Annotated in this window: 8 protein-coding genes; 2 read left to right on the plus strand and 6 right to left on the minus strand. The window is 61.0% G+C overall.

Annotated features, from left to right (window positions below; translation table 11 throughout):
• Window positions 1-81: 81 nt before the first annotated feature.
• The 4 genes from K4A76_RS00650 to K4A76_RS00665 all read right to left on the minus strand — a co-directional run bounded on the left by K4A76_RS00650 (window position 82) and on the right by K4A76_RS00665 (window position 4,963).
• Window positions 82-2,568, minus strand: coding sequence for a TonB-dependent siderophore receptor (locus K4A76_RS00650; protein ID WP_274411327.1), 2,487 nt, complete (start codon window positions 2,566-2,568; stop codon window positions 82-84).
• Window positions 2,569-2,690: 122 nt separating this feature from the next.
• The gene (locus tag K4A76_RS00655; protein ID WP_274411328.1) at window positions 2,691-3,659 is read right to left on the minus strand and encodes a FecR domain-containing protein; all 969 of its coding nucleotides are present in this window, start codon (window positions 3,657-3,659) and stop codon (window positions 2,691-2,693) included.
• Window positions 3,660-3,663: 4 nt separating this feature from the next.
• Window positions 3,664-4,167, minus strand: a complete 504-nt coding sequence (locus K4A76_RS00660) for a sigma-70 family RNA polymerase sigma factor (protein ID WP_274412255.1) — start codon at window positions 4,165-4,167, stop codon at window positions 3,664-3,666.
• A 106-nt stretch (window positions 4,168-4,273) separates the two neighbouring features.
• The gene (locus tag K4A76_RS00665) at window positions 4,274-4,963 is read right to left on the minus strand and encodes a GntR family transcriptional regulator (RefSeq protein ID WP_274411329.1); all 690 of its coding nucleotides are present in this window, start codon (window positions 4,961-4,963) and stop codon (window positions 4,274-4,276) included.
• Between the two features lie 204 nt (window positions 4,964-5,167).
• Between K4A76_RS00665 and lapG the strand changes: the two genes are divergently transcribed.
• On the plus strand, window positions 5,168-5,929 hold the full coding sequence (lapG, locus tag K4A76_RS00670) for a cysteine protease LapG (protein WP_274411330.1): 762 nt from the start codon (window positions 5,168-5,170) through the stop codon (window positions 5,927-5,929).
• 10 nt (window positions 5,930-5,939) lie between these two features.
• The gene (gene lapD, locus K4A76_RS00675; protein ID WP_054914041.1) at window positions 5,940-7,886 is read left to right on the plus strand and encodes a cyclic di-GMP receptor LapD; all 1,947 of its coding nucleotides are present in this window, start codon (window positions 5,940-5,942) and stop codon (window positions 7,884-7,886) included.
• 101 nt (window positions 7,887-7,987) lie between these two features.
• On the opposite strand, the gene K4A76_RS00680 is transcribed toward lapD, so the two are convergent.
• Together K4A76_RS00680 and K4A76_RS00685 are read right to left on the minus strand one after the other, a co-directional pair.
• Window positions 7,988-9,364, minus strand: a complete 1,377-nt coding sequence (locus tag K4A76_RS00680) for an HlyD family type I secretion periplasmic adaptor subunit (RefSeq protein WP_054914040.1) — start codon at window positions 9,362-9,364, stop codon at window positions 7,988-7,990.
• Complete coding sequence (locus K4A76_RS00685) at window positions 9,354-11,510, minus strand: type I secretion system permease/ATPase (protein WP_029886243.1); 2,157 nt, start codon at window positions 11,508-11,510, stop codon at window positions 9,354-9,356. The genes K4A76_RS00680 and K4A76_RS00685 overlap by 11 nt, the downstream gene beginning before the upstream one ends.
• Between the last annotated feature and the right edge of the window lie 561 nt (window positions 11,511-12,071).

The following is a 12,071-nucleotide window of genomic DNA, read 5'->3' on the forward strand; positions in this document are numbered from 1 at the left end:
AAAGCCCCTGTCTGCGATGCAGACAGGGGCTTTGTCTTTTCAGGGCTGCAGTGAAAGCGCCAAACAGCCCTGGCCATCTGCCTAGAACTGATAACTCACTGTTGCACTCACATTGCGCTCTTCACCCATGTAGCAGTAGTTCAGGCTGGCACATGAAGTGATGTAGCTTTCATTGGTGAGGTTATTGGCGTTCAGGCGCACATCTACACCGGTCAGGCCGACCTTGCCCAGGTCATAGCCCACGGAAGCATCGAACAGCGTGTAGGAGGGCACCTTCATGCTGTTTTCCGCATCCACCCAGCTGTACCCCACATAACGAACGCCGCCGCCCAGCCGCAGGCCATCCAGGACCCCTTGGTGGAAGTTGTAGTCAGCCCATAGCGAGAGCATCTGCTTTGGCGCCTGAGTCGGCGAGTTGCCCTTGTTGTCCAGGTTGCCCGACACCAGGCTCGGCATCGACTTGGAATACTCGATATCGGTAAAGGTGTAGCCACCCAGCAGCTTCAGGCTGTCGCTGAGCTGCACATGTGCCTCCAGCTCCAGGCCCTGCGAGCGCACTTGACCTACAGCGCGATAGAAGTCTTCGTTCGGTTGTTTCGACGCCAGGTTCTCTTGCTCGATGCGGAATACCGACGCGGTGAACAAATTGTCGCTGCCGCTGGGTTGATACTTGATGCCCGCCTCCCACTGCGTACCCTCGGTAGGTGCCAGAGGCCGGCCATCCTGATCGGAGACGGTATTCGGGTTGAATGACTCCGAGTAACTGACATAGGGCGCAATGCCATTTTCGAACAGGTAAAGCACGCCGGCACGCGTTGTGAACTTCGAACGCTGGTCATTCACCTTGGTATCACTGTCACGGTTCTGTTCGGACACCTTCACCCAGTCCTGACGCAGCCCCAGGGAAAAGCGCCACTGATCAAGCTCCAGCAGATCCTGCAGGTATACCCCCGTTTGCTGCAAACGGCGCTGATAGCGGTTTTCTCCCAGCAGCTGCAGATTGCCATTACCGTACTGCGGGTTGCCGGCGTCCAACGGGTTTACGGTACCGTAACGCCATTCAACGTCAGCTTTGCGTCGCTGGTAGTCCGTGCCCATTAGCAGGGTGTGCTTGGCGGCGCCGGTGAAGAATTCTGCCTGCAGCATGTTATCGATGATGTACGAATGCAGCCGCTCGTCGCCGCCGGTGTAGGCGCGGTTCAGGATATTGCTTTCGGCATCTGCCCAACCGGCGGAATAAACCTGGTCCATCGACACATCGGAATCCTGGTAACGGAAGTTCTGCCGAGCGGTGAAGATGTCATTGAAGCGGTGCTCGAACTGATAGCTGAACGACTGTTGCGTACGTTCGTAGCTGTCGATACCCGTTTCGCCTTCAAAGAAGTGATCGGAAAGGCGCAAGCCATTACGCGGGTGCAGCATGCCGTCTGCCGGGTTACCGCCGTGGTAGCCGCCGTTGGGGTCGTGCTGCAGATAGGCCTGCAAGGTCAGCGAAGTATCTTCGCTGAAGTCCACGCTGATCGCGGGAGCAATGGCGTAGCGTTCTTCCTTGTTGTGGTCGAACTGCGTGTCAGAGGCATCCGCCAGGCCCGTCAGGCGATAGGCGATACGCTGGTCTTCATCCACTGGGCCGCTGAAATCGAAGCCCATGCCGCGCTGGCCCTGGGTGCCGACCGTAGCTTGTACCTGATGGTAGGCGGAAAACAGCGGTTTCTTGGTGGTCAACGCGACCAGCCCACCTGGTGAGCTGCGGCCGTACAGAACCGAGGACGGCCCCTTGAGGATGTCGATGCGCTCCAGGAAATACGGGTCCACCTGCATGGTGCTGTAGGTGCCGTTGTCGCCCATGGATTTGAGCCCGTCGACGTAGATGTTGTCTACCGAGCCGTCGTTGAAGCCGCGCATCGCCACATAGTCATAGCGGTGCGTGGCACCGTAGGGGTTGGTTAGCACCCCGGGTGTATAGCGCATGGCCTGGGCGACGGTCTGTGACCCTTGGTCGTCGATCTGCTGGCGGGTCACCACAGACACCGATTGCGATGTTTCCACAAGCGGCATGCTGGTCTTGGTCGCCACTTGGCTGTGGGTCGCGTTGTAGCCCTCGGTGCTACCCAGCGCATTACCCAGGCTGAAACCGCGGACGTCGGTGTCTGGTAACGACAACGCTGCGTCCAGCGGCTGCGCCTGCAACACGTAGCTGTGCCCCCCTTGGCTGACAGCTCGCAAACCACTGCCATTGAGAAGTTGGCGCAGAGCCTGTTCGGTGGCGTATTGCCCATTGAGGCCGCTGGACTGCAAACCGTTGGTGAGCTGCGGCGTGCTCGACAGTGTGATGCCGGCTTGGCGGGCGAACTGGCTGAGCACATCGTCCAGCTGGCCTGCAGGTATGGAATAGTGCTGGCTGACCTGGGCTGTTTCCGCCGCCATGGCGGCCAGTGGAATAGTACTCAGGCCCAGGGCCGTACCAAGTACGGCTGCCCGCACTGCATTGCGTAACAATGCTGAGTGCAAGACAGGTCGAAAACCATTCGCGTTGAGTGTGCATACGTGCACGGTGTCGTTAGACATGTTCAAGTCCGTAGGGATGTTGAGGGCGGAAGGTGTTGCTTACTGTCCTAGCCGGACTGCCATTCAAAACCCGCCAAAATACCTGGCACCGCCCTACGGCCACACCTGCATGGGCCGCCTGATCAAGCCAGGCTTTCCACGCGTACCCACCAGCGTGTGCGTTGGCGCAGCCTCACTGGCAGCGTCTGGGGGAGTAGCTGTAGCAAAAGCTCCGGGTCTTCAAGACGGAAGACCCCTGAGAGGCGCAAGCCGGCAACCGCTTCGCTGCAACCGAGGTAACCACGGCGATAGCGGCTGACCTGCGCGAGGAAGTCCGCCAGGCGCATGTCCCGGGTAACGATCAGCCCCTCGCTCCAGGCCATTGCGTCCATGTCCACGTGCTGCAGACGCTGCGCACCCTGTGCATCCAGGCGCCAGTTCTGGCCGCTTTCGATCCACTGCAGCGGGCCGGTAGCAGGCTGGTGGATCGCTACCCTGCCAGTGCCGACGCTGACGTGCGTACAGTCGCTGTCCTGGCGTACCACGAAGTGCCCGGCAAACCCTTCAAGCAAGGCATCGCGGCTTTGTACCAGCAGGGGGCGCTGCGCCGTGGTTGCTTGGCCGCAGGTAATCATCATTTCCCCCTGCTTCAGGCGAACCAGTCGCTGCTGCTCGTCGAAGGCCAGGTCCACGGCGCTGTCTGTATTGAGTTGCATCAGAGTGCCATCTGGCAGCGTGAAGCTGCGGCGTTCACCCATGCTCGTGGCGTAGTCGGCGGTCCAGTAGCTGAGCCCATCCAGGTCTCGGCCCAGCCATGCCGCTGCGCCGACCATGGCCGTGCCACCCAGCAGTTTCAGCGCCTGGCGACGGTGCAGCCGACGCTGGCTGGTTTCAAGGGTCTGCAAGGCCAAACCGGCACCGGGAATGCCGCGCAGGTCAAGATCCTGGTACATCTGCATCACCCGTTGCCAGGCTTGCTCATGCTCTTGGCGGGCCGCGCGCCACTGCACGCATTGCTGTTGCAGGGCGGCATCGTGCCCGTTCTCGCGCAGCCTCAACATCCAGTGAATGGCCTGCTTGACCGCTTGTGTTCCGGGTTGTGCAGCAGCCATGGCGTCAGCATTCATCCTGATAGCGCAGCACGTAGCAGTGGTAGAGCGCATCGGCGATGTAGCGCTCCACGGTACGCACGGAGATACCCATCTGGTCAGCGATGGCCTGGTGCTTCAGCCCCTCGCACTGGGCGAGCAGGAAAGCCCGGCGCACTTTGGGTTTCAGGCCATCGAGCATGCGCGCGATGCGCTCCAGCAACTCCAGCAACAGTTCGCGGGTTTCAGCCGCAGGCGCCAATGCTTCTGGCAGATGGGACAAGGCCTCGAGGTACGCCTTGTGTAGCTCCTCGCGACGCCAATGATCGATCACCAGCCCGCGTGCAACTTTGCGCAGAAACGCACGTGGTGTGTTCAAGTGCAGTTGCTCACGGCGCTGTAACAGGCGAAGGAAGGTGTCCTGGGCCAGGTCGGCAGCATCAGCGGCGTTGCCCAGCTGGCTGCGCAGCCAGGCATGCAGCCAGCCGTGATGGTCACTGTAAAGCGTTTGCACGGAGTCGTCGCTGGGCATGGGCGAGGTATCAACAATGGACATTAATGATAATTAGTCTCATTGTTGGCGGCGGCGCCATAATTTGCAACCTGTGCGTTTCCAGCGGCCCATTGGCGGACGCACACTAGTGTCGCGGTTGGCCATCCAGGTATTTGCGGATCACCCTTGCGCCGCTGTTCAGGTGTCGCTCCAGCACGGTAATGGCTTCTTCGACGTGCTTGTCACTGGCGGCGTTAACCAATGCGTTGTGATCATCCTGGGTGAGCTTGCCCAGCCCCATGGAGGAGAGGTGGAAGCGCAAAAAGCGTTCCTCCTCGTTGAGCTCGTCTTCGATCAGGCGTAGCAACTTCTTGTTTTTTGCCTTGCTGTACAGGGCCATGTGCAACAGACGGTTTAGCCGGCCGATTTCAGCGTGGCGGGCTTCATTCTCCAACTGCTGGATGTAGCCGCGTGCCTGGGCGATGTCGCTGGGCTCCAGCAAAGGGATGGACTGGCGTAGCGCCTCGCTCTCAAGCAGTATGCGCAGCGCGTAGGTGTCTACCGCGTCCTCGCCGATCAAGGGCGCAACCACGGCGCCCTTGTGCATTTCCACTTTCAGCAGTGATTGCGCTTCCAGCTGGCGCAAGGCTTCGCGTACAGGCATGCGGCTCACCCCGAACAAGCTGGCCAGCTCTTGCTGGCGCACGGCGGTGCCAGGGGGCAAGCGACCGTCGAGAATGGCACTGCGCAGGCGTTCTTCGATCACGCCACGAGCCTGGTGCGGCAACAGTTGCTCGCTGGCCAACACATTGCTCAGTTTGAGTTTCTCGGCCACGTAAAGCCTGCCTTAACGATGACTAAAGTTGGATCCAATTACACTAGTAACTGCCTGTCAGGGTGTCAAACTCGCTCGATAGCGCCAGTAGCACCCCACAAGGCGCGGCTATGGTGGATGAAGTCGCCTGCCAAAGGAAGCAGCCTATAAAAGGATATAGTCATAAAGAGGGTGCAAGCTGACCAGCGGGTGGATGATTGCAGGGTGCCATTGTCTTTTGCCTTGGCAAGCCCCACCATCGCTGCTTTCGACTGGCCTGAACAGGGCTTCGCAGTGGCGATATCCTGGATGCTCAAACGCCTTGTGCGACCTGCCTTCCTTGCCGTGCTGCTGGGCGGTCTACTGCTGGGCGGCTTGCACGCGGATTGGGACTTTTCCCAGATCAGCCGCAAGTCCCAGGCCTTGTATGGCCCGCTAGGCGCGGGGCAGGGTCGTATCGACGCCTGGCAGCGCCTGATGGCAACGCAGGCTCAAGGCAGCGAGCTGGAACGGTTGCAGGTGGTGAACCGCTTTTTCAACCAGCAACTGCGTTATGTCGAGGACATCGACCTGTGGCATGAGGTCGATTACTGGGCCACACCGGTGCAGGCACTCATCAAAGGGGCCGGTGACTGCGAGGACTACGCCATAGCCAAGTATTTCAGCTTGCGGCGCATGGGTATTGCCAGCGAAAAGCTGCGTATCACCTACGTCAAGGCGTTGCGGCAGAACCGAGCGCACATGGTCCTGACCTATTATTCAAGCCCACAGGCCCAGCCATTGGTCCTCGATAGCCTGATGGACGCCATCAAACCTGCCAGCCAACGAACCGACCTGTTGCCGGTCTATGCCTTCAATGGCGAGGGGTTGTGGCTGACGGGGGGCGCAGGCAACAAAAAGGTCGGTGATACCAAGCGGCTTTCCCGCTGGCAGGATTTGCTGAAGAAAATGCAGGCCGAAGGCTTCCCGGCCGAACCGGTCTATTGAAGGAGCACTGATGTCACTGTTCAAACAATTGCTGTTGGCCATTTGCCTGTTCCTGGTGGTCGCCTTCAGTGGCAGTTTCATGGTCAGCCTGGAAAGCTCACGCAGCCAGTATGTCAACCAGCTGCGCTCGCATGCCCAGGATGCGGCGACCGCGCTGGCGCTGTCGCTGACGCCGAACATCGACGACCCGGCGATGGTCGAGCTGATGGTCAGTTCGATCTTCGACAGTGGTTACTACGCAAGCATCAAAGTTGTCGACTTGGGCTCAAATGCGGTCCTGGTGGAGCGCCACGCCGAGCCGGACCCTGGCGGCGTGCCACAGTGGTTCGTGCGCTTGATCGGCCTTGAAGCCGCAGGTGGCGATGCCATCGTCAGCCGCGGCTGGCAGCAGGCCGCGCGCGTCGAGGTGGTCAGCCACCCGATGTTCGCCATTGCCAAACTTTGGCAGAGCGCTCTGGGCAGCTTGGGTTGGCTGCTGTTGTGTGGTGCCGCCAGTGCCGTGCTCGGTGCCTTGTTATTGCGCCGCCAGCTGCGCCCGCTGGACTATATGGTCGAGCAGTCCCATGCCATTGCCCGCCGCGAATTCCTGAGCCTGCCAGAGCTGCCGCGTACCCCGGAGCTGCGCCGGGTCGTGCAGGCCATGAACCAGATGGTTGAAAAGCTCAAGGCGCTGTTTACCGAACAGGCCGAGCGCAGTGAGCGGCTGCGGGCAGAGTCTTACCAGGACAGCCTCACCGGGCTGTCCAACCGCCGTTATTTCGAGATGCAACTGAACACCCGGGTCAGTAATCTGGAAGAGGCCCGCGCCGGCTACTTGCTGCTCTTGCGGGTACAAGGCCTGGCCGGTTTGAACGCCCGCCTGGGCGGTCAGCGCACCGACCAGTTGCTACAGGCGGTGGGGGAGCAGTTGCGCCGTACCTGTGCCAGTTTCCCGGAAACCAAAGACCTGATTTCCCGCAGCCGCGGCGGCGAGTTCGCTGTATTGGCGCCGAGCATGGTGCATGAAGAGGCGGTACAGCTTGCCCAGGCGCTGGAAGCGACCCTGCTCAGCCTGCATGAAACCGGCGCCAGTGATGTTCACCCGGTGGCCTGCATCGGCCTTGCACCCTATAGCCCTGGTGACGCGCCGCAGGCGCTGCTCAAGCTCGCCGACGAAGCCCTGGCCCGCGCCGAGAACCAGCCTACCCCTGGCTGGGTGTGCCTTGAACAAGGCGTTGCCGCCGTAGCGGCGGACAGCCAGCATGCGTGGCACGAGCGCCTGGACCAGGCTTTCAACAATGGCCGCTTCGAGTTGTTCTTCCAACCGGTGGTGGACACCGCCACAGCGCAACGGGTACTGCACCACAAGGTGATTTCGCGCTTGCAGGACGGGCAGGGCGAGGCCTTGCCCGCAGGGCGCTTCCTGCCTTGGCTGGAACGCTTTGGTTGGATGCCGCGCCTGGACATACTAGTACTGGAGAAAGTACTGGCCCACCTGCGCGGGCACGATCAGGTGGTGGCGCTCAACCTCTCCGCAGCCACCCTTGGCGACGCCAAGGCGCTGCAGCGGGTCTTCGAGCTGCTAGGCCAGAACGCAGCATTGGGCCCGCGGCTGGTGTTTGAAATCGGCGAAGAGCAACTGCCTGACCAGGCCGCCCTGGAACACCTCACCCGGCGGCTGCACGGGCTAGGCTTCGGCCTGGCGCTGCAGCGTTTCGGCGGGCGCTTCAGCATGATTGGCAACTTGGCCCATCTGGGCTTGGCCTATCTCAAGATCGACGGCAGCTACATCCGTAACATCGACCACGAGCAGCACAAGCGGCTGTTCATCGAAGCGATCCAGCGGGCCGCGCACAGCATTGATTTGCCATTGATCGCCGAACGGGTCGAGACCGAAGGGGAGCGCAAGGTACTGCAGGAGATGGGCGTAGGCGGAATACAGGGGCAACTGGTTGGCGAGCCCGCGCCCTGGCGCTGATCGCATTAGGGAAGGAGCAGCCTGGTGTTGTGAAAGGGCCGCAGTGCGGCCCCTGTCGCGACGCAAGGCCGCTCCTGCTGTTAGCCCTTCACAGCCCTTGATCAGCGCTCGCGCAATGCTTCCGAACGTGCCTTCATGATCGGCTTGAGCAGGTAGCTCATGATGGTCTTCTTGCCGGTCATGATATCCACCGTTGCCACCATGCCCGGGATGATCAGCAGGGGCTTCTCATCGGTGCCCAGGTGGCTGCGATCGGTGCGCAGCTTGATCAGGTAGTACGTGGTCTTTTTGTCTTCATCGGTGATGGTGTCGGCACCGATCTGCTCCAGCTTGGCCTTGAGCCCGCCATAGATGGTGTAGTCATAGGCTGTGAACTTGACTGTGGCTTCCTGGCCAGGGTGCAGGAATGCGATGTCCTTGGGCAGGATCTTCGCCTCGATCACCAGCGTGTCGTCCAGCGGTACCACTTCGATGATGTCGCTACCTGGCTGGATAACCCCGCCAATGGTGTTCACCAGCATCTGCTTGACGATACCTCGCACTGGCGAGGTCACCAGCGTGCGGTTTACCCGGTCGTCCAGCGCCTTGCTGGTTGCGGTGGCCTTGTTCAGCTCGGTGCGCGCTTCGTTCAACTGGGTCAGCGCTTCACTGCGGAACTTGCCGCGGGTCTCTTCGATCTTGCTCTGCACCTCGCGGATGGCCGCCTCTGCGCGGGGAATGGCCAGTGCCGTGGAGTCCAGCTGACCGCGGTTTTCCACTTCGGCACGGCGCAGGCGCAGCACCTCGACTTGGGAAATCGCGCCGGTGGCCACCAGCGGTTCAGACATGCTGATTTCCTTGCGCAGCAACTCCAGGCTGTTGGCGTACTGGGCGCGCTTGGAGCTGTATTCGCGCAGTTCCTGCTGGCGCTGGACCAACTGCTGCTGCAAGCCGCCAATCTCGTCCTGCAGCTGCTGGCGCCGGCTCTGGTACAGCGACTCTTCGCTGGCAGCCTGGCTGGGTGCCGCCTTGCGCAAGGCTTCGTCGATTTTCAGTGGGCTGTCCTGCACCTCTGCACTCAGGCGCTCGACACGCAGGGCCATGGCCAGTCGGTCGGCCTCGGTTTCACCCACGTTGGAGGCGAAGCGGGTTTCATCCAGGCGCAATAGCGGCTGGCCCACTTCGACAATCTGCCCTTCCTTGGCGAAGATCTCGGCGACGATGCCACCCTCCAGGTTCTGGATTTTCTGCACCTTGGACGACGGAATGGCCTTGCCTTCACCCCGGGTGACCTCGTCAATGGGGGCCACGCTGGCCCACACGATCAGGAACACGAAAAACAGGATGACGCCCCAGATAGTCAGCCGCACCACCCGTGGGGCATCCTCGATCAGGGCCTTGTTGACCTCTGGCAGCGGCTGGCCGCCCAGTGACTCGGAGCCTTTGAAATAGCGCCGCAAGCTATCCTTGAACTGCCCGATATCCAGCTTATGCAACACTGATCTGCCCCTTCTTCAGCGCGTCCATGACCGCGGCTTTCGGGCCGTCGGCGACAATCTGCCCGCGATCGATCACGATCAACCGGTCTACCAGCGACAGCAGCGAGGCACGGTGGGTGACGAGCAGTACTGTCTTGCCTTCCACCACCGCCTGCAAACGTTGCTTGAGGCGCTCCTCACCGGTGTTGTCCATGGCACTGGTGGGTTCGTCCAGCAGCAGGATCTGCGGGTTGAGCAGCAGCGCACGGCCCAGGGCAACGTTCTGCCGCTGACCGCCGGACAGGTTCTGCCCACGTTCGCCTACCTGCAGCTCATAGCCGTCCGGGTGCAGCCGGGCGAATTCATGTACGCCAGCCAGTTCAGCGGCCTGCAGGATCAGTTCGTCCTCGATGTAACGCGCACCGCTGACCAGGTTGTCACGCAGGGTGCCCGCCAGCAGTTGGATATCCTGCGGGACGTAGCCAACGTTATGGCGCAATTCGCTGACGTCGATCTGGCGGATGTCCACACCGTCCACCAGCAGCGACCCGCCGTCGGCCTCGTACAGGCCGACGATGAGCTTGGCCAGTGAGCTCTTGCCCGAACCACTGCGGCCGATGATGCCGACCTTCTCACCAGGGCGTATGGTCAGGTTGATGTTCTTCAGCGCCATGTTCTGCTGGTTCGGGTAGGTGAAGTCGACCCCACGAAACTCCACGCTGCCCTGCAGTACCTTGCGGCTCAGTGGGCGCTCTTCGAAATTGCGCTCCTGCGGCAGCTCCATCATGTGGTCCGTGGAGACCATGGTCACCTTGGCTTGCTGGTATCGCGCGAGCAGGCCGTTGAGCTGGCCCAGCGGGCCCAGGGCACGGCCGCTGAGCATGTAGCACGCTACCAGGCCACCCATGCTGAGGTTGCCGTCGATGATCAGGTACACGCCGACGCAGATCATTGCCACGCCTGCCAACTGCTGTATCAGCAGGGTGATGTTCATCGCCAGGCTCGACAGCACCTTCACACGCAGCTCCAGACGGCTGAGGGTGCCAAGGGTCTGCTCCCACATGTATTGGCGTTCGCTTTCGGCATTGTTGACCTTGACCGCATCCAGGCCGGCCAATGTCTCGATCAGGCTGGACTGGCGCTCAGAGGCTAGCGCCATGGTTCGCTCCATGGTTGCCATCAACGGCCGCTGCAGGGCATAGCCGATACCCAGGGCCAGGGGGAAGGCGATGATCGGAATCCATACGAGGTGCCCGCCAATGATGGCGATCACGATCAGGATCAGGATCGTGAAGGGCAGGTCGATCAGGCTGGTCAGGGTCAGCGAGGCAAGGAAGTCGCGTAGGCCCTGGAACTCGTGAATGTTCTGGGCAAAGCTGCCTACCCTCGCCGGCCGGTATTTCATCGACATGCCGACAATACGTTCAAACAGCGTTGCCGAGATGATCAGGTCGGTTTTCTTGCCGGCCAGGTCCAGGCACAGGCCGCGCAGGCCTTTGAGAATCAAATCGAAGATATAGGCGCCGGCGATACCGATGGCCAATACCCAGAGCGTCGAAGTGGCTTGGTTGGGTACCACCCTGTCATACACGTTCATCACGAACAGCGGGGCGGCAAGGGCAATCAGGTTGATCACCAGGCTGGCGGCGATGGCATCGATGTACAGCCACTTGCTGCGCAACAGCGTGTCGCGGAACCACGACTTCGCTCGCGGGATCAGGTTGCCGTGGTTGACGTCGAACTTGTGCTGCGGCTGTGCGAAGAACACACGGCCGCTGTAGTCGCCGAGCAGGGCTTCGCGGCTGACGTGCACCTCGCCGCCGTCGCTTTCGCTAAGCAACAGGCGGGCGGTATCTTCGTTCTCCCAGCCCAGCAGAACGGCGCTGCGGCCCTCCTTGAGCAGCAGCATGGCCGGCATGGCTATAGTCGGGATCTGCTCAAGCTTGCGCTGCAGCAGGCGCCCTTGCAGGCCGGCGCGGGCGGCGGCGCGGGGCAGCAGCTCGGGGCTCAGGCGCTGGGCGGGCAGCGGCAGGCCTGTGGTCAGCATCACCCGGCTGGCGGGTTTCTGGTGCAGGACACACAGGCTCAGCAGACTATCCAGCAACGGATCGTCATGCTGACTGCGTGGATCGTGGCTGAGTTGGACTCGACTGACTTCGGATTCCACGCGGCGCTCTCTTCATCCTTGTGGTGGGTGGGATAGGTGGGCTGCCGTTCAAGCTCGGCCGGCTCACCTTGGCATTCTATGGTGCTGCCAGGCAGTACTGATGGCGGTGTGATACCGCAGGGCTCGGGCAGATGGCCATGGTCGCCTTGAATCGTTACTGAGTAAACAGTTCTGCGTGCTTCATTTCGACCAGAGGGTGCCGTGCAGTGAATGTTTCATATTCTGACTTGGCCCGTCGTGGTTTTGACGCCTGAATTCAGCATAGCTTGCCCTTTTTTCATGGCATGTGGTCTTGGAAAACCAGTGTAGACATGGTCAGTAAGCAGGCGCTGTTTTATTGGCGTTTTCTCGTCGGTTGTTAGTCAAAATTCATCTATAAAAAGCAGCCGGCCAAAGCATCCGCGATCAATAATCGCAGCTGGGTTTCAATCCCTCCTGGCGCAGCACTTCGCGCCGATCGTTATCTCTTTGATTTGCAGCGCGGCACGGCCCCTGACGGGGTGTCGTATTCAGGTTGCCTGGTGGTCTGGCGACTCGGTTTTGCGAGGTTCGCGGAGCCGT

The sequence above is a fragment of the Pseudomonas sp. NEEL19 genome (assembly GCF_028751975.1).
Classification (GTDB): domain Bacteria; phylum Pseudomonadota; class Gammaproteobacteria; order Pseudomonadales; family Pseudomonadaceae; genus Aquipseudomonas; species Aquipseudomonas juntendi.

Bases quoted from the DNA above. Each gene is read 5' to 3' on its own strand.
- K4A76_RS00650 (WP_274411327.1), bottom strand. From the start codon at position 2,568: ATGTCTAACGACACCGTGCACGTATGCACACTCAACGCGAATGGTTTT.
- K4A76_RS00655 (WP_274411328.1), bottom strand. From the start codon at position 3,659: ATGGCTGCTGCACAACCCGGAACACAAGCGGTCAAGCAGGCCATTCAC.
- K4A76_RS00660 (WP_274412255.1), bottom strand. From the start codon at position 4,167: ATGCCCAGCGACGACTCCGTGCAAACGCTTTACAGTGACCATCACGGC.
- lapD (WP_054914041.1), top strand. From the start codon at position 5,940: ATGTCACTGTTCAAACAATTGCTGTTGGCCATTTGCCTGTTCCTGGTG.